This is a genomic window from Altererythrobacter sp. H2, assembly GCF_035319885.1.
In the GTDB taxonomy this organism is placed as follows: Bacteria; Pseudomonadota; Alphaproteobacteria; order Sphingomonadales; family Sphingomonadaceae; genus 34-65-8.
On record NZ_CP141285.1, the window covers coordinates 2,860,001 to 2,878,601 of the forward strand.

Genomic DNA, 18,601 nt, shown 5'->3' on the forward strand with positions numbered 1-18,601 from the left:
ATACGGGTTCCGAAGCGACCGTGGTGACGGATCGGATCCAACAGCAGCTCGGCCTGCGATCTGCCGGGAACGCCGTCGTCGTGGGCATGGCCAGCCGGGTGGCGGTCGAACTGGTCATGCTGGACGGGCTCGAATTCGCCGCCCGCGTGTTCGACGGGCTGGAGGCCCCGCTGCTTGCTGCCCACAATGTTGGTGCGGACGGGATTCTCGGCCTCGACACCTTGCAGGACCTTCGGGTCCTGATCGATTTTCGCGACAACACCATTGCTGTCAATGATGCGGCCGCCCTTGGCGGCAACCGCGGCTATGACATCGTCATTCGCGCCCGGCGCAAGCTCGGACGGCTGATCATCACCGAAGCGACCATCGACAATGTGAAGACGGCGGTAATCCTCGATACCGGCGCACAGACCAGCATCGGCAATTTGGCGCTGCAAAACAAGCTGCGGGCGCGAAAGCGAGAGCTGGTCAGCAACAAGGACGTCAACGGCTTCGACATTCTCGGCTCGATCGGCGTCGCCCGCTCGCTCAAGCTGGACAAGATGCAGATCAACAACCTGCCCATCATGTTCGCTGACGGCCCGGCCTTCGCGCAACTGGGCCTCGCCGGAAAACCGGCCATGATTCTGGGGATGCGCGACCTGCGGATTTTCGACCGCGTCGCGATCGACTTTGCCACGCGCCAGATCCTGTTCGATGCTCCGCCCGGCATAGGATTCGAGTCAAGAACACGATCGGGCGGAGTGCCCGGCCTGCTGTAACGATCCCCTGGGTCATTGCTCAATCGGCCTGACTACCCCACATGGGCGCGATGCCGCCTGACCACCCAACCGATACGCCAGCCGATCACGATAGCTGGGCGACGCTCAGGCGGTTCCTGCCCTATCTGTGGCCCAAGGGTGAACCTGCCTTGCGCTGGCGGATTGTCGGGGCGTTCGTGTTCGTGTTGCTGGCCAAGGCCACCATCCTTACCTTGCCCTTTGCCTACAAATACGCCGTCGATGCGATGACCACACCCGGCAACGAGGGGGCAATGGTCGCTATGGCGCTGGTGCTGGCATATGCCGCCGGGCGCTTCGCCAGCGTCGCGTTCGACAACCTGCGCAACATCACGTTCGAGCGGGTCGGGCAGGACGCCACCCGGCGGCTGGCCGAGGACGTGTTCGCCCGGCTGCATCGGCTCAGCCTGCGTTTCCATCTCTCCCGCCGCACCGGGGAAGTGACCAAAACGATCGAGCGCGGCACCAAGAGCATCGACCAGATGCTCTACTTCCTGTTGTTCAACATCGCTCCGACCATCATCGAACTGGTCGCAGTGGGCGTGATCTTCTGGCTCAACTTCGGCTGGGAACTGGTCGCCGCGACCGGGCTGACGGTGGTAACCTATATCGCGGTCACCCGCTGGATCACCGAATGGCGCACCCAGCTTCGGCGGGAGATGAATGACCTCGATGGCCGCGCGCTCGACCGGGCGGTCGATTCGCTGCTCAACTACGAAACGGTCAAATATTTCGGCGCGGAATCGCGCGAGGAAGCCCGCTATGCCGCCGCGGCGGGCGCCTATGCGCGCGCTGCGATCAAGAGCGAGAACTCGCTCGGCCTGCTCAACATCACCCAGTCGCTGATCACCAACCTGCTGATGGCGGGTGCGATGGCCTGGACCGTGTGGGGCTGGAGCAAGGGCGAACTGACCGTGGGCGACCTGGTGTTCGTCAACACCTACCTGATGCAGCTCTTCCGCCCGCTCGACATGCTGGGCTGGGTCTACCGCACGATCCGCCAGGGGCTGGTCGACATGGGCGCGATGTTCAAGCTGATGGACACCGCGATCGAGGTGCGCGACGTGCCCGGCGCGCCCGCGCTGGCAATCCGCCAGCCGACCGTGACCTTCGAGAATGTCGTGTTTGGCTACGACCGTGACCGGACCATCCTCCATGGCCTCAGTTTCGAGGTTCCGGCAGGTTCGCGCACCGCCATTGTCGGGCCATCCGGCGCGGGCAAGAGCACGATCGCGCGGCTGCTGTTCCGATTTTACGATCCGTGGAGCGGCCGCATCCTGATTGACGGGCAGGATATTGCATCGGTGACCCAGGCATCCTTGCGCGCAGCGATCGGGATCGTCCCGCAGGATTCGGTCCTGTTCAACGATACGATCGGCTACAACATTGCCTATGGCCGTGATCAGGCGAGCGAGGACGACGTGCTTCGCGCCGCGAGCGATGCTTCGATCCTGCCGTTCATCGAGCGCCTGCCGCAGGGTTTCGCCACCGAAGTGGGCGAACGCGGGCTCAAGCTCTCCGGCGGCGAGAAGCAGCGGGTCGCGATTGCGCGGACCCTGGTGAAGGACCCGCCAATCGTTGTGCTGGACGAGGCCACCAGCGCGCTCGACACCCGCACCGAGCAGGACATTCTCACCACTCTGAGGCGGGTCAGCGAGCACCGCACCACCCTGTCAATCGCCCACCGCCTCTCGACCATCGCCGATTCGGACGAGATTCTGGTCCTCGATCAGGGGCTTCTGGCAGAGCGCGGCACCCACAGCGTGCTGCTGCGGCGCGACGGGCTCTATGCCGAAATGTGGGCCCGCCAGCTGAATGAACGCGAGTCGCTGGAGCAGGCAGCGGAGTAAGCTAATCGCCGGGAAAGCGGTCGAAACCGGGCAATTCGGCGAGGCCCGCTTCCCAGTTCAGCGCATCGGCCAGCTGGACATGGACCTGCGGCGGGAACAGCTCGGGATCATCGAGCGTGACGGTCTGGATATCGACCAGCCCGGGCAGGACGTTTTCGTTGACGTAATAGAGCCCGGTTCCGCAGTCGCCGCAGAAATAGCGCTCTGCATCGGCGGACGAGCGGTAGAGCTTCGGCTTGCCCTGCTCGATCGCGAAATCATCCGCCGCGACGGCGATCCACGCCACCCCTGCCGCACCGGCGCAGCGGCGACAATCCTCGCAGTGGCAGACCGAGGAATGGCGCACCCCCCCCTGGAAGCTGTAGCGGATGGCCCCGCAATGGCAGTGTCCGCCCGGCATGATCTCTCTCCTCTGTTACGCCACCTTCGCACCGGCGGCGAGAGCCTGCAAGATCGCCAGTGCGTCATCAGCGCGGTCGGCGGGCACGAACAGGTGGTCATGATGCAGTGCGGCGACGACGTTGCAGGCAATCTGCGCATCGGCAAGTGCGGTCGCCACCGCCGCTGTCAGCCCGACGCCTTCGAGGTCGGAGTGGACGGTGAGCGTGATCCGGGCGAAAGTCGGCGCATCTGCGGCCAATGCCGCCGGGACGATGGCGCTTACGCCCTCGTGCTCGCGAAAGGTGCCCAGTGCCGCGCCGAGCAGTTCCGGGGCGCGGTCCGGCGTCACCGCAACGAAAGCCCAGCGGTGCGGGTCAAGCTGAGGTGCCATCCCCGCGATCATGGCCTGCGAATCGCGAACCGCGGGGCTCACAGGATATACTTGCTGAGGTCGCTGTTCCCGGCGAGGTCCGACAGACGGTCGCGCACATAGGCGGCGTCGATGCTCACTGTCTCGCCGCCATGCTCCTCGGCCTCGAAACTCACTTCCTCAAGCAGGCGCTCCATCACTGTCTGCAGCCGGCGCGCACCGATGTTTTCAAGGGTCTCGTTCACCTGGGCCGCGATCCGTGCGATCTCGGCAACCGCATCCTGCGAAATGTCGAGCGTCACGTTCTCGGTGGCGAGCAGGGCCCGGTACTGTTCGACCAGGTTGGCGCGTGTCTCGCCGAGAATACGGACAAAATCCTCCTCGGTCAGGGCGCGCAGTTCGACCCGGATCGGCAGGCGGCCCTGGAGTTCGGGCAGCATGTCGCTGGGCTTGGCTACGTGGAAGGCACCGCTGGCGATGAACAGCACATGGTCGGTTTTCATCGGGCCATACTTGGTGGCCACGGTCGTGCCCTCGATCAGCGGCAAGAGATCACGCTGCACGCCTTCGCGGCTGACCGAGCCGCCGCGCACGTCGCTGACCGCGATCTTGTCAATTTCATCAAGGAAAACAATGCCATTGGTCTCGGCATTTTGCAGCGCAACCCGGGCGACATCATCCTGGTCGAGCCGCTTTTCCGCTTCCTCGTCGACGAGCTTGTCCCATGCGTCGGGCACCTTGAGCTTGCGGCGCTTCAGATTCTGGCGGCCCATCGCCTTGCCCAGCATGTCACCGAGGTTGATCATGCTCGCCCCGCCCGGCATTCCGGGCACCTCGAATGGCATTTGCGGCGCATCCTCGACGTCGATTTCGACCTCGACATCGTTCATCGCATTTTCGACAATCCGCTGACGGAACGCCTCACGCGTGGCCTCGCTGGCGTTCTCGCCCACCAGCGCGCGCAGCAGCCGGTCCATTGCCGCCTTGCTGGCCGATTCGCGCACGGCTTCGCGACGGCGCTCTTTCTCCAGCCGGATCGCTTCCTCGACCAGGTCGCGGGCGATCTGCTCCACATCGCGGCCGACATAGCCAACCTCAGTGAACTTGGTCGCCTCGACCTTGACGAACGGCGCATCGGCCAGTTTGGCCAGCCGCCGGCTGATCTCGGTCTTGCCGCAGCCCGTCGGGCCGATCATCAGGATGTTCTTGGGCGTGACCTCGTCGCGCAGTTCGGGGCCGAGCTGCTGGCGCCGCCAGCGGTTGCGCAGGGCCACGGCGACGGCGCGCTTGGCATCACGCTGCCCGATGATGTGCTCGTCGAGCGCAGCGACGATGGCTTTGGGAGTGAGGGCTTCTGTCATGGGGTTCCGATGTGCTCAGACGGTTTCGAGCGTGACGTTGTCGTTAGTGAACACGCAGATTTCCGCCGCGACGTGCATGGCCTTGCGGGCAATCACCTCGGCGTCTTCCTCGTAATCCACCAGTGCGCGGGCAGCGGCCAGGGCATAGTTGCCGCCGCTGCCGATCGCGGTAATCCCGCCCTCCGGCTCCAGCACGTCACCGTTGCCGGTCAGCACTAGCAGCACGTCCTTGTCGGCAACGATCATCAGGGCTTCGAGATTGCGCAGGTACTTGTCGGTCCGCCAATCCTTGGCCAGCTCGACCGCAGCCCGCATCAGCTGACCGGAATACTGCTCCAGCTTCTTTTCCAGCCGTTCGAACAGAGTGAAGGCGTCGGCGGTCGCTCCGGCAAAGCCGGCCACGACGCTGCCGTCCTTTCCGATCCGCCGCACCTTGCGGGCGTTCGGCTTCATCACAGTGTTGCCCATGGAAACCTGGCCGTCGCCTGCGATCACGGTCTTGCCGTGCCGCTTTACGCCAACGATGGTGGTGCCGTGCCAGGGGACAAGCCCGTGGGCCGAGGAATGTTCGCTCATGCGCCCGGATATGGGGCTTGCTGCGAACCGGTCAAGCGAATGGGGGCAAAGCCGGCCTCAGCCGCCCGGACCACCCGCGCCGCCAGCTCCCGCGCCGGGTGCACCGACCTGGCCGATATTGCCGAACAGATCTTCGAAGAAGCTCCGTTCGCGGCCCAGCGTCGGGGTGGCATCGCCGTCAGGGCTGATGAAGGCGACCTGATCAAGCCCGGTGTTTTGCGCCGAAGCGACATTGCCCGCAGCGTCAAACTGGATAGCCAGTACCGAATGGTTGCGGATCGAAGGGCGGCCGAACGGCGCGCGCCCGGTCACGCTCGACACGTAATACCAGGTCGGCTCGCCGAACTGGCTGGTAAAGCTCGGGCGGCCAAGCGTGGCGGTGACGGACTGGCGGTTGTCGATCCCCGGCTGGATGCTGCCGACCAGAGCGGCATCCTGAATGTATCCGCGGCTTTCCCGGATTGCGGTGCAACCGCCCAAGCCGAGTGCGGCTGCCATCATTATAGCGGCGCCCAAAGCCTTGCCTGCGTGCATCGAATGTCTTCCCTTGGTTGCCGGATGCGCCCTGAGGCACGCGCCAGCCGTGATTTCGCCCACAGCCTTAGGGGCAGGTGGCGCGGCTGGCAACGGGGCTGCGAATGGAGTTCGCGGCTTGAATTGCCGATGAACGCCGGCATCCCTACATAAGCGCCATGACCTTCCTCAAAACCCTGTTTCGCCGCGAACCCGATCCAGCCGAGGCCCTGCGCCCCTTGTGGCACCGCGTCGTCGCCCTTTCCCGTGATCCGGCATGGTATGATGAATGCCATGTGCCCGATACGGTCCAGGGCCGGTTCGACATGATCACGCTGGTGCTCGCGATGGTCCTGTTGCGGATGGAGCGGGAAGAGGCCCTGCGGCCTGGCAGCACATGGCTGACGGAGCTGTTCGTCGCGGACATGGACGGGCAGCTGCGCGAAACCGGCATGGGCGATCCCACCCTTGGCAAGGAAGTGGGCAAGCTGGTCTCCGTCCTCGGAGGGCGCCTTGGCGCGCTGCGCGAAGCGAACGGCGACGTTTCACAGATGACGGTGGTGATTGATCGCAACATGGCCATTCCCGGCGGCAGCCTGCCGGTGGCGACCAGGCTGGCGGCCTTTGCCCAGCGCCTGGCCGAAACCGACGCCGAAGCCGTACTGCGCGCAGACATTGCCCTATGACGGCGGGAGAACTGACCCGCATGGTCCGGCGCAAGCCGCTGCCCGCAGGTCCGATGGAAATCGTCGCCTCCGACGCAGAGCGCGCCGCACTGGCCCGCCGGTTCGCGATCAGCGCCGTCGAACGCCTTGTCGCGCGGGTCGAACTGGTCGATGCCGGGAGCGCGGTCGCCGTGGAAGGCAGGCTGGAGGCCGATCTGGTGCAGGCCTGCGCCGTTTCGGGTGAGGACTTCGCCCACACCGTGCGCGAACCGCTGTCCTTCCGGTTCGTGCCGACACGCGAACTGCCGGATCAGGCCGACATCGAGATCGAGCTCGCCGGCGACGAACTCGACGACATCGAATACGACGGCGACATGTTCGATCTGGGCGAAGCCGTGGCACAAACCCTGGCGCTGGCCATCGATCCTTACGCCGAAGGCCCCGATGCCGACGCGGCGCGGAAAGCCGCCGGAATCGTCACGGACGATACCCCGCGCGGCCCCCTGGCGGATGCACTTGCGGCGCTGAAGAAGACCTGATCAGAACGGAATATCGTCGTCGAGATCGTCGTAGTTGGAGCCGCCGCCCGAGGCTGCGCCGCCGCCCTGGTTCCAGCCGCCGCCACCCTGGCCGCCGCCCGACTGCCCACCCGGAGCGCCGCCGCCGTAGCCACCGCTGCGCTGGCCGCCACCACCGCCGGCTCCGCCACCGGCACCACCCTGGGCGCCATCAAGCATGGTCATGACCGAGTTGGGACCGCGCAGGACCACTTCGGTCGAATAGCGGTCGTTGCCCTGCTGGTCCTGCCATTTGCGGGTCTGGAGCTGGCCTTCGATATAAACCTTGCTGCCCTTGCGCAGGAACCGCTCGGCCACACCCGCCAGACCTTCATTGAAGATCGCGACGGTGTGCCATTCGGTGCGTTCCTGCCGCTCCCCGGAATTCTTGTCCTTCCACGTTTCACTGGTGGCGATGCGCAGGTTGCACACCTTGCCGCCGTTCTGGAAGCTGCGGATTTCCGGATCGGCACCGAGATTGCCGATCAGCATGACCTTGTTGAGTGAACCGGCCATCAGTTTGCGCCCTTTCGCTTAAAGCCCGGGCGCGCCTACAGACTCAATGCCCGCGCGCCCCAGAATGTGATTCCCGCAAAGATATAGGCCAGCGCAAACAGGTAGGCCACCATCACACCGGGCCATTTCCACCCGTTTGTTTCACGCCGCGCGACCGCAATCGTCGAAATGCACTGCGGCGCGAACACGAACCAGGCGAGGAAGGCAAGCGCGGTCGGCAGGCTCCAGCGTTTGGCGATTTCTGCCCCCAGAGCCTGGCTGGCGGCCTCCTCGTCCTCCGAATCGACCGCATAGGTGGTGGCGAGGCTGGATACGGCCACCTCGCGCGCCGCCATGGCCGGGACCAGCGCCAGCGTCATCTCGCGGTTGAAGCCGATCGGCTCGAACGCCGGGTGCATCGCACTGGCGATCTGTCCGGCGAAAGAGGCATCGAGCTGGCTCTCACCCTCGCCCGCCCGCGGAAATGTGAGCAGGAGCCACAGCGCGATGGTGACGACAAAGATGATCGTCCCCGCGCGGCGCAGGAACACCCAGGCGCGCTGCCACAGGCCAATGGCGAGGTCCTTCAGCAGCGGCAGCTGGTAGCGGGGCAGCTCCATGATGAAGCCGCTCGCCGCACCTTTCGTGACCGAGCGCCGCAGCACCAGCGCCGCCGCCATCGCACCGACAATGCCGGCAAGGTAGAGCGCGAACAGCACCAGCCCCTGCAACCCGATCCCCGGCCCCACGCTGGTGGCGGGGATCACCGCGCCGATGATCACCGCGTAGACCGGCAGGCGGGCCGAGCAGGTCATCAGCGGGGCAATCAGGATAGTGGTGAGGCGGTCTTTCGGGTCGGCAATGCTGCGGGTCGCCATGATACCGGGAATGGCGCAGGCGAAGCTCGACAGCAGCGGGATGAAGCTGCGGCCCGACAGGCCCACGCCCGCCATCATCCGGTCCATCAGGAAAGCGGCGCGGGCCATGTACCCCGTCGCCTCCATCAGCAGAATGAAGGCGAACAGGATCACGATCTGCGGAAGAAACACGACCACCGAGCCGACCCCGGCGATGACACCCTCGGTGAGGAAATCGCGCCCGATGCCCGGGGCCAGCGCCCCCTTGATTGCGTCGGAGGCGAAGGATGCGAGCGCCTCCAGTCCGTCGGCAAACGGGGTGGCCCAGGCGAACACGGCCTGGAACATGACGAACAGCAAGGCGAACAGGATCACCGGCCCCAGCCAGGGGTGCAGCAGCACCTTGTCGAGCCCGGCATGGACCAGATGCGTGCCTGAACGCGAGAGGGTGGCCGCCCGGGCAATATTGCGCGCCGCCAGTCGTCGCTCCGGCAGGGTTATGTGCGGGCCGGGTTCGCCCGCGGCGATTTCAGCTGCGGCAACCGCAGCCGCCAGCTCCGCCAGCCCCTTGCGCCGCACCGCCACGGTGGGGACCACCGGCACGCCGAGCGCTGATGACAATGCTGCCGGATCGAGCACCAGCCCGTCCCGCTCCGCCAGGTCCATCATGTTGAGCGCGACCACCACCGGCAGGCCGACTGCAATCACTTCCTGCGCGAACACCAGGTGGTGCTCGAGATTGGCGGCATCGAGCACCACAACGAGCACGTCAGGCTGCGGCTCGCCGGGAAATTCGCCGTGCACCACGCGGCGGGTCACTTCTTCATCCGGGCTGGTGGCATCGAACGAATAACAGCCCGGCAGGTCGATCAGGGCCATGGCTCCGCCACCCGGCAGCAGCATCCGGCCAGCCTTGCGCTCCACGGTCACGCCGGGATAGTTCGCGATCTTCTGCCGCGCCCCGGTCAGCGCGTTGAAAAGCGCGCTCTTGCCCGCGTTCGGGTTGCCGACGAGAGCGGCGATGCGCTGGCCGGTCACAGCGCCTCCACCTCCATCGCCGCAGCGTGGACCCGGCGCAGGGCGATGGTCATCGTGCCGACCCGCACCGCGAGCGGATCGCGCCCTGCGAAGACCCCGCGATGGGCGACATTCACCTCAGCCCCGAGATCGAGGCCGAGCGCGCGCAGGCGCTTGCCCTCTTCTTCGGCGAGCACGGCCCAGTCGATTGCGGTAATCCGCGCATTGACCCCGCGCGGCAGTGCATCCAGCGTCATGGTGCCGCGCTATGGCAGCGACGCTTCAATGGCAACCGACTATCACTACGCTGCCGCAGGCTAGCGGACGGGATAGCGCAACCGGCCGAGGAAACGGGCAACGCTGAAGCTCTCCCGATCGGGATTGAGCCACTTGGCCTTGACCTTCTCGAACTTCATCACGCCGTCGATCCGGCGTTCGAGGAAGGCGCGCGTCTCGGCCTTGTCTTCGCTTTCGTCGCTGACGAACACGGACAGGGTGGCGGCATAGATCGACGCCAGAATGGTCCGCTTGGTATAGTGATTATAGTCGGTGGCGGTATCGCCTGCGAGACGCCACATCCGGTCCGCGCTGCTCCATCCCAGCTTGAGCGCCCGCGCTGCGTTCTGCGGCAGGGCCATGATCGCCATCGCGCGGCGCAGGGCCTCTTCGCTGCCGGTCATCGCATCCAGCCGGAACTGCACCAGTGCCCGGATCCGCTCACGGATTTTCAGTGCGGCAATTCGTTCGGGAGGAAAAGCATCGGCCATCGCGAAATCGACCGAAGCGATCCAGGCTGCGATCATGTCCATCGCCCCACCGGGATAGGCCAGGGCGGCTACATCGGGATTGACGCCCCTGATCTCGGCGGCATTGATTACGGCTTGCTCGTTCCACCCGTCGAAAACGGCGGCCTCGGCAACAGCCGGGGCGAGTGCCAGACGCAGTTCGTCCAGCGTCATGTCGGAATAGTCGGTCATGGTCAGAAGGATGGTCCGTAGGATTCGCTGGCACCCTTGTTCTTGCGCTCCTCGTCAGCGCGGGTGAACTCGGCCAGGATCTGGGTATTGCCCTGCATCAGCGTGGCATAGTCGCGGGCGGACCGGCCCGAGTTATCAGTCCGGTCAGGGTTCGCACCCTTTGCCAGCAGCAGGCGCAGCAGAGCAGGATCGCGGCGGTGCACGGCGGAGATCAGCGGCGTTTCACCCGCCGCATTGGTGACATCGACCCGCGCTCCTGCGGCCATCAGCGCGTCCACCCCTTCGGCGAACCCCAGGTTGACGGCGACCATCAGCGGCGTGACGCCATTCTTGTCGGCTATGTTCGGGTTAGCGCCCTTGGAGGTGAGAAACCGGATCCACACGGCATCGCGCCGCTCGGTCACGATGTGCAGCGCCGTCTGCCCGGTCGACACGTCGCGGCTGTTGACCAGCGTGCTGCCCGGTTCGTTGAGGGAGTTGGTGACGGCGTCGCCATCCCGTTCCCGCACCGATTTGAGGAAGTTGTACCCTTCCGAAAAGAACTGTGCCGATGCCGGCACGGCCAGAGCCAGTGCCATGGCAACCGAAACCCAACCGGCCCTGCGAACCAGCGCACGCGCCATGTCGTCGATCCTTCCTTCTTTCATGCCCCTGAAAGTGCGGGACTCGCCTCTTGCGATTGTCGCGTTAGCAGAGCATGAACCGGCGCGCCATGCCCACACCGCTCCGCATTCTCGCCCTCTCCGCCCTGCTTCCGCTCGCAGCCTGTGCCCAGGGGCCGGCCCAACCGCCCTTGGCTGAAGCGCCGCTGGCCGGGGCGCGGATCGGCGGTGATTTCACCCTGACCGGTGAAGACGGCCAGCCAGTCAGCTGGACGGACTTCAATGGCAAGTGGCGCGTTGTCTACTTCGGTTTTGCCTACTGCCCGGACATCTGCCCCACAGATCTGCAACGCAGCAGCCAGGGGCTTGCGCTCTACGCCAGGGACCAGCCGCAGCTGGCCGCGCAGATCCAGCCGATCTTCATCACCATCGACCCTGAGCGTGACACCCCGGAAGTCGTCGCCGAATTCACCGATGCCTTCTCGAAAGACCTGATCGGGCTGACCGGCACGCCGGAGCAGATCGCCGCTGCGGCCAAGGCATTCGGCGTCTATTTCGCCAAGGGCGAGGTGAATGAACAAGGCGCCTACATGATGGATCATTCCAACGTCACCTACCTGTTCGATCCGCAGGGCGAGCCGGTCTCGATGCTGCCGACCGACCAAGGTGCCGAAGCGGTCGCGGCGGAACTGGCCAAATGGGTGCGCTGAGGGACCGGTTCTGGGAACTGCCGCTGGAGCAGCTCGACCGGGCCGAATGGGAAGCCCTGTGCGACGGCTGCGGCCGCTGCTGCACCCACAAGCTGGAAGACGAGGACACCGGCGCCATCGCTCACACCAATGTCGCCTGCCGCCTGCTCGACACCGGCACGGCCCGCTGCCGGGACTATCGCAACCGCAAGGCCTATGTGCCCGATTGCCTGCGGCTCACACCCCGGCTGGTCACCGAAATCGCCTGGCTGCCCGGAACCTGCGCCTACCGGCTACGGGCTGACGGTGCCCCCCTGCCCGAATGGCATTACCTGATCAGCGGTGACCGGGAAGACGTGGTCCGGGCCGGGATTTCGGTGTCGGGCAAAGTGGTCAGCGAAGTCGATGCCGGACCGCTCGAAAATCATATTGTCGAATGGGATTACCCGGCAGACCGGCGGACATGATGGACTGGCTGCGCCGCGCATCGATTACCAGGCCAGCCGATCCGGTCGTCGACCTCTCCGGCCGTACGCTGCCGGTGGCGATCCGCCGCCACCCGCGCGCGCGGCGGATGACGATGCGGCTGGCACGCGACGGCAGTTCGGTTCACGTCACCATCCCGCAATGGGGCCGGAGCGAGGATGCACTGGCCTTTGCCCATTCTCGGCGCGACTGGCTCGAGCTGCAGCTGGGCCGCTGCCGTGAACCTGCGGTGGTCGATCCTGCATCGGACATCCTGTTTCGCGGCGAAGCGGTGCAAATTGACTGGTCGTCCGGGCACCGACGCAACCCGCAATTGTGTGGCGATGCCCTGCGCTGCGGCGGCCCGCAATCGCACCTCCAGCCGCGCGTGCAGCGCTGGCTGGAGCGGCAGGCGCTAGAGATGATGAGCACCGACCTTGCCCTCTATTGCGACCGCGCCGGCCTCGCTCCGCCTGAGCTGCGCCTTTCGCGGGCGCAGCGGCGCTGGGGGAGCTGTTCGAGCACGGGGACGGTGCGGATCAACTGGCGGCTGATCCAGGCACCTGACTTCGTGCGTCAGTCAGTGGTGGCGCACGAAGTGGCGCACCTGATCCACTTCGACCACAGCCCGCAGTTCCACCGGCTGCTGGCCGATCTGTTCGGCGAACGTCTCCGCGAAGCAGACAACTGGCTGAAACGCGAAGGGCGGACCCTCTACGCGCGGTTCGGCTAACCGCAAATTAACCCTGTTGCGCGACAATCCGACAATGACTGCCCGCCTTGTCATTCTTGCCGTGATCACCGCCGGACTGGCGGTCGCCCCGGCCTATGCCCAGCGTGGGAACGGAAATGGTAACGGAAATGGGAACGGGAGCGGGAACGGGGGCCAGCCCCCTGCCTGCACCAGCGGCAGTGGCAACGCTGCCAACCAGAACCCCAATTGCATCGACATTGCGCTGACAATCGAAAGCGATATCGATTTCGGCCGGCTGGTCCTGCTGGGGGACGGGATCGGACAGGTCTGGCTCGACCTTGCCACAGGCCAGCGCTACATCACCGGCAGCCTCGATGCCGCCGGGGGGATGCCGGTGACGGGGCGTGCAGTGGTCAACGGCGCACCGCTCAGCACCATCCGGGTCAAAATGCCCGACGCGATCGTGATGGCCGACCCGGCCGGTGGTCAGGCAGAACTCCACGATTTCCGCACCAACCTGCCCGCTGCACCCATGCTCGATTCGACCGGGCAGCTGCAATTCACCTTCTCCGGCACACTCCGCACCGGCACCGGGGTCGCCATAGGCGGGCGCCTGCGCGGGCGGGTGCCGATCACGGTCAGCTACGACTAAGCAAGGACCAGGCTCTGGCGCAGCGCCGGGCAAGGCCCTACATTGGCCCCATGTCCTTTTTCACCAAACTCAATCCGGCAGGCGGCGTGGCCGATTTCTGGAGCGAATTCCGCCGCCCCAACCCCTACCGCTGGCCAATCCTGTTTGCGTCCGTGCTGATCACCGGCGGCATCCTGTCGATGATTATCTGGGATGAAGTGCGCATCCCCCCGCCGCGGCCGAAGGTGACCTATATCTCCACGTTCGCCGAGGGGCGGACTGACGCCGAGATTGCCGCGTCGAACCTTGCCAACCAGCGCCTGCAGGACGAACGCCAGGCCGAATATGAGGCACGGCTGGAGCGCCAGCGCGACGCCTATCGCGCGCTGGGCCGGGCCACCGGGATCGACGTTGAGGCAATCGACGAACGGGTTGCCCGCGAACGTGCCGCCGAACAGGCCGCTCAGGAAGCGGAACGCCGCAAGCTGCTGGGCCAGACGGTTGACGACAGCAGCGAGTGACGCGCGCTGGCTGGCGGCTGCCGCACGCCTTGCGCTGCGCGGCCGCCCGCTGAGCCGACCCAACCCGGCTGTCGGTGCGCTGGTCGTCCGCGATGGCCGGTTGGTTGGGCGCGGCTGGACCCAGGCCACCGGCCGCCCCCATGCCGAAGCCATGGCGCTGGAGCAGGCCGGTTCGCTGGCTAGCGGGGCCACCATCTATGTCACGCTTGAACCGTGCGCGCACGAAAGCGCCCGAGGCCCGGCCTGCGCCGATCTTCTTGCCGCTGCGCGACCGGCCCGGGTGGTGATCGGCGCCGGCGATCCCGATCCGCGCACCGCCGGTGCGGGCATCGACCGGCTGGGCGCAGCGGGGATTGCTGCCGCTGTCATGGATTGCCCGGCTTCGCGCGACAGCCTTGCTGGATACCTGACCCTGTGCGCATCGGGCCGCCCCCACGTCACGCTCAAGCTGGCCCTGTCGCTTGACGGGGGGATCGCAACAGCCGGGGGAGAAAGCCACTGGATCACCGGCGAACATGCCCGCGCCCATGTCCATTCCCGCCGCGCGCTGGCCGACGTGATCGTGGTCGGCGGCGCGACCTGGCGGGCCGACCAGCCTCGCCTCGATGTGCGCCTGCCGGGCCTCGAAGCGCGCAGTCCTGAGCGGATGGTGCTGACGCACGGACCGGCGAAGGGCGCAGGCGTGCTCGCATCGCCTCAGGCCGTCCATCAGCTCGCCGGAGTGCAGTATCTCTATCTGGAAGGCGGCGGCGGCGCGGCGGCAGCGTTCCTGGCAGACGATCTGGTCGACCGGCTGGAGCTCTACCGCGCGCCGATCCTGCTTGGCGGGGCCCGGACCGGTATTGCGGACATCGGCCTTGGCCAGCTGGGGGCGGCGCACGGACGCTGGCGGCTGGTCGAACGGCGGCAGCTTGGCAGCGATTGCTTCGAAGCCTATGAGCGCACCCGCACAGGGAGCTGACGCACATGTTCACCGGGATCATCACCGCCATCGGCACTGTCACCGAGGTCACCCGCAGCGGCGACCTGCGGGTCCGGATCGCCTGCCCTTATGATCCGGCCACTATCGCCATCGGCGCATCGATCGCCTGCTCCGGCGTGTGCCTGACCGTGGTCGAACGCGGCGGGACGGCGGGCGATGCCTGGTTCGTGGTCGACGTGTCCGGTGAAACCGTCGCCTGCACCATCCCCGGGATGTGGGAGCAGGGGCGACGGCTCAACCTCGAAACCGCCCTGAAGCTGGGCGACGAGCTGGGCGGGCATATCGTCACCGGCCATGTCGACACCGTGGGCGAAGTCACGCTGGCACGCGAGGAAGGTGGCTCGATCCGCCTCGCCATCCGCGCGCGCGCCGAGTTCGCCCCGTTCATCGCTGCCAAGGGCTCGATCACGGTCGACGGTGTCTCCCTGACCGTCAACGATGTGCGCGACCGGCCCGACGGTTCGTGCGACTTTGCGCTCAACATCATCCCCCACACCGGTGAAGTCACCACCCTTGGCGCTCTGGCCGAAGGGGACAAGGTGAACCTCGAGATCGACGTGCTGGCCCGCTACCTGATGCGGATGCAGGGGCTGCGGAAGTAAGGGCAGCGAGACCAGTCAGGCGGGCAGGAAATCCTGCCGGCGACAGTTTTCCCCCAGCGGCCCCGCAGCAAAGCCAGCGCGGTCGATCTCGTAGATCACGTGGCGATGGGGGACGCCCGCCCGCACGGTAATGTCTTCCCGCTCGGTCAGCACGCCCCCGATGTTGGCCATGGCCCGGCGCGAGATGACGTTGCTCTCGCCCACGCGAAATTCGACCCGTTCGACCGCTTGCAGCGCGTGGGCCAGCATCAGGCGCTTCATTTCCGCGTTGTACCCGCCGCCCCACAGCCTTCGCGCGAGGAACGTCCAGCCAATCTCGATCGCGCTTTCAGCGCCGTGCGTTTCGGGCGCAGGATGCTCCCGGAACTGCGAGGAACCGGAGATGGCCCCGCTTGCCCGCTCGATCACCACCAGGGCGCCCCCGGCAGCCAGGGCCTCGGCGAAAAATTCGCGGAATACCGGCTCCTGCCAGCGGTCGTGCGCGGGATGGATCTGCCAGACCAGCGGATCAGCCGCGACCGCGAAAAGCGCCTCCCAGTCAGCCTCCTGCAAGGGGCGCAGCACCAGGCGCTCTCCGGTCAGGACCGGCTGACGGTCCAGCACCTGCCTCACTCAGCCGGTCACCGCCGCCAGCGCCGCGATGAACCGGTCGATATTGCCCGAATGGAGCCCGGCCACGTTGATCCGGCCAGACCCTGCCATGTAGATCGCATGCTCGCTCTGCAGGCGCTCGACCTGCTCCTTGCTGACCGGCAGCATCGCAAACAGGCCGTTCTGGTGACCGAGCGGTGTCAGGTCGACCGACCCGGCGGTACCCGCCGCTGCCAGCGTGGCGCGGACCTGGCGCATCCGCGCGCGCATGGTGTCGAGCTCAGCCTCCCATGCGCGGGTCAGGTCGGCGTCTTCCAGCAGCAGGCGCACCGCAGCGCCGCCATGGTCAGGCGGCATCGACCAGGCCGCGCGGGCCAGCGCATTGAGGTTCGAGACCACCGGCGGCAAGGCGCTTTCCTCACGCATCATCACGTAGAGCGCGCCGACCCGGTCGCGGTAGTACCCGAAGTTCTTGTCGCAGCTGTAGGCGACCAGGGCTTCCGGAACAGCGGCCAGCACCCGGCGGGTGCCATAGGCGTCTTCCTCCATCCCCTGGCCAAGCCCCTGGTAGGCGACGTCGATGATCGGGAACACCGGGCTGGCAGCCAGAGCCCCGGCAATTTCGTCCCACTGGGCCGGGGTGTAGTCGATCCCGGTCGGGTTGTGGCAGCAGCCGTGGAGCAGCACGGCATCGCCCATCTGCCCATTGCGGATGACATTCAGCAGCGCATCGAGGTTCGCCGTCCCGTCGGGCAGGGCATGGTCGAACGGCACGAGTTCAAGCGCAATATCAGCCAGGATCTGGGCATGGTTGGGCCAGCTCGGCGTTCCCATGTGGATGCGGGTGACGCCGGCTTTCTGCGCCACGGCCACTGCCAGCCGCACCGCGCCGGTGCCGCCGGGGGTCTGCATCCCTGCAATCCGACCGCCCATGGTGGCATCAGCACCGAAAATGTAAGGCATCAGCGCGTGGACGAAGCCGAGATCGCCTTCCGGCCCGAGGTAGGACTTGCTCTCCTGCACTTCCAGCAGTTTGCGCTCCGCCCCCTTGACCGCAGCGAACACCGGGGTCGCCCCGTCATCGGTGCGATAGACACCGACGCCGAGGTCGATCTTGTCGGCGCGGTCATCCGCTGCATAGAGCTTGATCAGCGCGAGGAGCGCGTCGGGAGCCTGTGGGGCAAGGTTGTCGAGCATAGCGCGCCACTAGACCCGCGCAGCAAGGCCTCGCAACCGGAAATGCTTTTGGGGCACGCCAAATCTGGCTTGTGCCCCCTCTTGCGACCTCAGAAGGGCAGCCAGCGCTGCTTCTTGCTGAACTTCATGTAACCCGCGTTGAGGCCAAGACGCAGCCCCGCGCCCATCCGGATCGGGATCAGCACCACGTCATCCTTGCGCAGGTAGCTCGCGGTGAGGCCGCCGATCAGATAGGCCTGCCCCTCTCCTTGCGGGAAACGCGAGTAGAGCTCTTCACTGTCATGGAGGTTGTAGACCAGCACGAACGTGTTCGACGCATTGGCACCGAAATCGAACCCGATGGACGGGCCGGTCCAGTAGACCTTGCGTTGTCCCTCCACTTTGTGGTGCAAAGTGCCGGAGCCATACCGCACGCCGACAGCAAACGCCCCCCCCGCCTCGCGACCAACGATATAGCCATTCGGCTGCCCCTGATCCTTGAGCAGGTCCTGGATCATCTTGGCGAGACCTTCGGCGCCCTTGCCGAACACGCCTTCGGCCGCGCCGATCAGATCGTCTTCACCGTAGGTCGAGGAACTCGCCTCGGCCACCGCCACACGGTCAGGGCCGCCGGCGGGATCGGCCCAGTCAGGCGCCACTTCGCCCGGTGATTCGGACATGCCCTGAGGCGCGGTTTCGGTGAAGGTCACCCCCTCCGGATCGGTATAGACGGTCTGCTCGCCCGGATTCTCGGCCAAGTCGCCATCAATGGCAAACGCATTGGGATCCATCGATTCGATCGGCTGGGCAGCAAGCGGCGCGGCCAGCAGGGCCCCTGCCCCGGCAATGGCAGCAAAGCTGCGGCGAAATAGCGTGGCGATCCTCATGGTCCCTCCGTCAACGCAAGGCGTAACAAGACATTGCACATGAGAGTCCCTCACGCCTGAAGCGGCAATGAACCGGCGACAAAACGAATCGAAAACGGGGTGAATCGAGTCGCTGCCAGGCATCCGATGCGAAATGAGCGCGGGCCGCAGTCCCCGCTTGCCGTGCTGCAAAGGCCCCGTTATAGCGCCCGCCTTGCCACAAGCGGCCTCTTGCGGAGACGTGGGTGAGTGGCTGAAACCAGTTCCCTGCTAAGGAACCGTACCCTATCCGGGTACCGAGGGTTCGAATCCCTCCGTCTCCGCCACCTATACCATCCCTAGATATCCCAGAAAGTCCCTGAAAGCCGCAGAATTCTGAGGTTT

The 18,601-nt window shown here is 66.0% G+C and carries 24 protein-coding genes and 1 tRNA gene (1 of these 25 only partly in view); 12 read left to right on the top strand and 13 right to left on the bottom strand.

Translation table 11 applies throughout. From position 1 onward, the window contains the following. On the top strand, positions 1-761 hold the 3' portion of the coding sequence (locus U4960_RS14155; protein WP_324261268.1) for an aspartyl protease family protein. The gene continues 190 nt to the left of window position 1, outside the view; the window shows 761 of its 951 coding nt (coding positions 191-951); the start codon falls outside the window, past its left edge; its stop codon occupies positions 759-761. A 50-nt stretch (positions 762-811) separates the two neighbouring features. Further along, entirely contained in the window at positions 812-2,629 is a 1,818-nt protein-coding gene (locus U4960_RS14160; RefSeq protein WP_324261269.1) for an ABCB family ABC transporter ATP-binding protein/permease, read from the top strand. A 1-nt stretch (position 2,630) separates the two neighbouring features. Here the strand turns inward: U4960_RS14160 and U4960_RS14165 are convergent, their stop codons facing one another. Genes U4960_RS14165 through U4960_RS14185 form a run of 5 tightly spaced genes read right to left on the bottom strand, consistent with a single transcriptional unit; the run spans position 2,631 to position 5,815 of the window. Beyond that, positions 2,631-3,029, bottom strand: coding sequence for a GFA family protein (locus U4960_RS14165; RefSeq protein ID WP_324261270.1), 399 nt, complete (start codon positions 3,027-3,029; stop codon positions 2,631-2,633). 15 nt (positions 3,030-3,044) lie between these two features. Beyond that, on the bottom strand, positions 3,045-3,443 hold the full coding sequence (locus tag U4960_RS14170; protein ID WP_324261271.1) for an ACT domain-containing protein: 399 nt from the start codon (positions 3,441-3,443) through the stop codon (positions 3,045-3,047). Further along, positions 3,440-4,741 carry an ATP-dependent protease ATPase subunit HslU gene (hslU, locus tag U4960_RS14175; protein WP_324261272.1) on the bottom strand — a complete coding sequence of 434 codons (1,302 nt, stop codon included), beginning with the start codon at positions 4,739-4,741 and terminating at the stop codon, positions 3,440-3,442. The genes U4960_RS14170 and hslU overlap by 4 nt, the downstream gene beginning before the upstream one ends. Positions 4,742-4,756: 15 nt before the next feature. Then, entirely contained in the window at positions 4,757-5,317 is a 561-nt protein-coding gene (gene hslV / locus U4960_RS14180; RefSeq protein WP_324261273.1) for an ATP-dependent protease subunit HslV, read from the bottom strand. A gap of 57 nt (positions 5,318-5,374) precedes the next feature. Next, on the bottom strand, positions 5,375-5,815 hold the full coding sequence (locus tag U4960_RS14185) for an outer membrane protein assembly factor BamE (RefSeq protein ID WP_324263118.1): 441 nt from the start codon (positions 5,813-5,815) through the stop codon (positions 5,375-5,377). Between the two features lie 194 nt (positions 5,816-6,009). Between U4960_RS14185 and U4960_RS14190 the strand changes: the two genes are divergently transcribed. Together U4960_RS14190 and U4960_RS14195 are read left to right on the top strand one after the other, a co-directional pair. Then, positions 6,010-6,516 carry a ubiquinol-cytochrome C chaperone family protein gene (locus U4960_RS14190; RefSeq protein WP_324261274.1) on the top strand — a complete coding sequence of 169 codons (507 nt, stop codon included), beginning with the start codon at positions 6,010-6,012 and terminating at the stop codon, positions 6,514-6,516. Further along, entirely contained in the window at positions 6,513-7,034 is a 522-nt protein-coding gene (locus U4960_RS14195; RefSeq protein WP_324261275.1) for a YceD family protein, read from the top strand. Before U4960_RS14190 ends, U4960_RS14195 begins: the two co-directional genes overlap by 4 nt. On the opposite strand, the gene ssb is transcribed toward U4960_RS14195, so the two are convergent. The 5 genes from ssb to U4960_RS14220 are packed head-to-tail and all read right to left on the bottom strand — an operon-like array spanning position 7,035 to position 11,045. Beyond that, on the bottom strand, positions 7,035-7,568 hold the full coding sequence (gene ssb, locus U4960_RS14200; RefSeq protein ID WP_324261276.1) for a single-stranded DNA-binding protein: 534 nt from the start codon (positions 7,566-7,568) through the stop codon (positions 7,035-7,037). Between the two features lie 35 nt (positions 7,569-7,603). Beyond that, complete coding sequence (feoB, locus tag U4960_RS14205; RefSeq protein ID WP_324261277.1) at positions 7,604-9,442, bottom strand: ferrous iron transporter B; 1,839 nt, start codon at positions 9,440-9,442, stop codon at positions 7,604-7,606. After that, positions 9,439-9,678 carry a FeoA family protein gene (locus U4960_RS14210; protein WP_324261278.1) on the bottom strand — a complete coding sequence of 80 codons (240 nt, stop codon included), beginning with the start codon at positions 9,676-9,678 and terminating at the stop codon, positions 9,439-9,441. The genes feoB and U4960_RS14210 overlap by 4 nt, the downstream gene beginning before the upstream one ends. A 60-nt stretch (positions 9,679-9,738) precedes the next feature. After that, complete coding sequence (locus U4960_RS14215) at positions 9,739-10,398, bottom strand: COQ9 family protein (RefSeq protein WP_324261279.1); 660 nt, start codon at positions 10,396-10,398, stop codon at positions 9,739-9,741. Between the two features lie 2 nt (positions 10,399-10,400). After that, a complete protein-coding gene (locus tag U4960_RS14220; protein ID WP_324261280.1) occupies positions 10,401-11,045 on the bottom strand; it encodes an ankyrin repeat domain-containing protein in 645 nt (214 codons plus the stop codon). Between the two features lie 65 nt (positions 11,046-11,110). On the opposite strand from U4960_RS14220, the gene U4960_RS14225 reads away from it, so the two are divergent. From U4960_RS14225 to U4960_RS14255, 7 genes are read left to right on the top strand one after another with little or no spacing between them, the layout of a single operon-like run. Then, positions 11,111-11,710 carry an SCO family protein gene (locus tag U4960_RS14225; RefSeq protein WP_324261281.1) on the top strand — a complete coding sequence of 200 codons (600 nt, stop codon included), beginning with the start codon at positions 11,111-11,113 and terminating at the stop codon, positions 11,708-11,710. Next, the gene (locus U4960_RS14230; RefSeq protein ID WP_324261282.1) at positions 11,698-12,156 is read left to right on the top strand and encodes a YcgN family cysteine cluster protein; all 459 of its coding nucleotides are present in this window, start codon (positions 11,698-11,700) and stop codon (positions 12,154-12,156) included. Before U4960_RS14225 ends, U4960_RS14230 begins: the two co-directional genes overlap by 13 nt. Beyond that, the gene (locus U4960_RS14235) at positions 12,153-12,887 is read left to right on the top strand and encodes a M48 family metallopeptidase (RefSeq protein ID WP_324261283.1); all 735 of its coding nucleotides are present in this window, start codon (positions 12,153-12,155) and stop codon (positions 12,885-12,887) included. Before U4960_RS14230 ends, U4960_RS14235 begins: the two co-directional genes overlap by 4 nt. Before the next feature lie 34 nt (positions 12,888-12,921). After that, positions 12,922-13,500 carry a DUF4402 domain-containing protein gene (locus tag U4960_RS14240; RefSeq protein WP_324261284.1) on the top strand — a complete coding sequence of 193 codons (579 nt, stop codon included), beginning with the start codon at positions 12,922-12,924 and terminating at the stop codon, positions 13,498-13,500. A gap of 50 nt (positions 13,501-13,550) precedes the next feature. Continuing rightward, positions 13,551-14,000: a hypothetical protein gene (locus tag U4960_RS14245; protein ID WP_324261285.1), complete on the top strand. Its 450-nt coding sequence runs from the start codon at positions 13,551-13,553 to the stop codon at positions 13,998-14,000. Further along, positions 13,981-14,961: a bifunctional diaminohydroxyphosphoribosylaminopyrimidine deaminase/5-amino-6-(5-phosphoribosylamino)uracil reductase RibD gene (gene ribD / locus U4960_RS14250; RefSeq protein WP_324261286.1), complete on the top strand. Its 981-nt coding sequence runs from the start codon at positions 13,981-13,983 to the stop codon at positions 14,959-14,961. Before U4960_RS14245 ends, ribD begins: the two co-directional genes overlap by 20 nt. A 5-nt stretch (positions 14,962-14,966) precedes the next feature. Beyond that, positions 14,967-15,584 carry a riboflavin synthase gene (locus U4960_RS14255; RefSeq protein ID WP_324261287.1) on the top strand — a complete coding sequence of 206 codons (618 nt, stop codon included), beginning with the start codon at positions 14,967-14,969 and terminating at the stop codon, positions 15,582-15,584. 15 nt (positions 15,585-15,599) lie between these two features. Here the strand turns inward: U4960_RS14255 and U4960_RS14260 are convergent, their stop codons facing one another. From U4960_RS14260 to U4960_RS14270, 3 genes are all read right to left on the bottom strand, one after another. Further along, positions 15,600-16,187, bottom strand: a complete 588-nt coding sequence (locus U4960_RS14260; RefSeq protein ID WP_324263119.1) for a GNAT family N-acetyltransferase — start codon at positions 16,185-16,187, stop codon at positions 15,600-15,602. Positions 16,188-16,196: 9 nt separating this feature from the next. Next, positions 16,197-17,372: an aromatic amino acid transaminase gene (locus U4960_RS14265; protein ID WP_324261288.1), complete on the bottom strand. Its 1,176-nt coding sequence runs from the start codon at positions 17,370-17,372 to the stop codon at positions 16,197-16,199. An 89-nt stretch (positions 17,373-17,461) separates the two neighbouring features. Continuing rightward, the gene (locus U4960_RS14270) at positions 17,462-18,238 is read right to left on the bottom strand and encodes a DUF1134 domain-containing protein (protein ID WP_324261289.1); all 777 of its coding nucleotides are present in this window, start codon (positions 18,236-18,238) and stop codon (positions 17,462-17,464) included. Positions 18,239-18,452: 214 nt separating this feature from the next. Between U4960_RS14270 and U4960_RS14275 the strand changes: the two genes are divergently transcribed. Further along, positions 18,453-18,543 (top strand) — tRNA-Ser (locus tag U4960_RS14275). Positions 18,544-18,601 lie beyond the last annotated feature (58 nt).

Coding starts and splice junctions, on each gene's coding strand:
- U4960_RS14160 (WP_324261269.1), top strand. CDS start 812: ATGCCGCCTGACCACCCAACCGATACGCCAGCCGATCACGATAGCTGG.
- U4960_RS14165 (WP_324261270.1), bottom strand. CDS start 3,029: ATGCCGGGCGGACACTGCCATTGCGGGGCCATCCGCTACAGCTTCCAG.
- hslU (WP_324261272.1), bottom strand. CDS start 4,741: ATGACAGAAGCCCTCACTCCCAAAGCCATCGTCGCTGCGCTCGACGAG.
- hslV (WP_324261273.1), bottom strand. CDS start 5,317: ATGAGCGAACATTCCTCGGCCCACGGGCTTGTCCCCTGGCACGGCACC.
- U4960_RS14185 (WP_324263118.1), bottom strand. CDS start 5,815: ATGGCAGCCGCACTCGGCTTGGGCGGTTGCACCGCAATCCGGGAAAGC.
- U4960_RS14190 (WP_324261274.1), top strand. CDS start 6,010: ATGACCTTCCTCAAAACCCTGTTTCGCCGCGAACCCGATCCAGCCGAG.
- U4960_RS14195 (WP_324261275.1), top strand. CDS start 6,513: ATGACGGCGGGAGAACTGACCCGCATGGTCCGGCGCAAGCCGCTGCCC.
- ssb (WP_324261276.1), bottom strand. CDS start 7,568: ATGGCCGGTTCACTCAACAAGGTCATGCTGATCGGCAATCTCGGTGCC.
- U4960_RS14210 (WP_324261278.1), bottom strand. CDS start 9,678: ATGACGCTGGATGCACTGCCGCGCGGGGTCAATGCGCGGATTACCGCA.
- U4960_RS14215 (WP_324261279.1), bottom strand. CDS start 10,398: ATGACCGACTATTCCGACATGACGCTGGACGAACTGCGTCTGGCACTC.
- U4960_RS14220 (WP_324261280.1), bottom strand. CDS start 11,045: ATGAAAGAAGGAAGGATCGACGACATGGCGCGTGCGCTGGTTCGCAGG.
- U4960_RS14225 (WP_324261281.1), top strand. CDS start 11,111: ATGCCCACACCGCTCCGCATTCTCGCCCTCTCCGCCCTGCTTCCGCTC.
- U4960_RS14230 (WP_324261282.1), top strand. CDS start 11,698: ATGGGTGCGCTGAGGGACCGGTTCTGGGAACTGCCGCTGGAGCAGCTC.
- U4960_RS14235 (WP_324261283.1), top strand. CDS start 12,153: ATGATGGACTGGCTGCGCCGCGCATCGATTACCAGGCCAGCCGATCCG.
- U4960_RS14240 (WP_324261284.1), top strand. CDS start 12,922: ATGACTGCCCGCCTTGTCATTCTTGCCGTGATCACCGCCGGACTGGCG.
- U4960_RS14245 (WP_324261285.1), top strand. CDS start 13,551: ATGTCCTTTTTCACCAAACTCAATCCGGCAGGCGGCGTGGCCGATTTC.
- U4960_RS14255 (WP_324261287.1), top strand. CDS start 14,967: ATGTTCACCGGGATCATCACCGCCATCGGCACTGTCACCGAGGTCACC.
- U4960_RS14265 (WP_324261288.1), bottom strand. CDS start 17,372: ATGCTCGACAACCTTGCCCCACAGGCTCCCGACGCGCTCCTCGCGCTG.
- U4960_RS14270 (WP_324261289.1), bottom strand. CDS start 18,238: ATGAGGATCGCCACGCTATTTCGCCGCAGCTTTGCTGCCATTGCCGGG.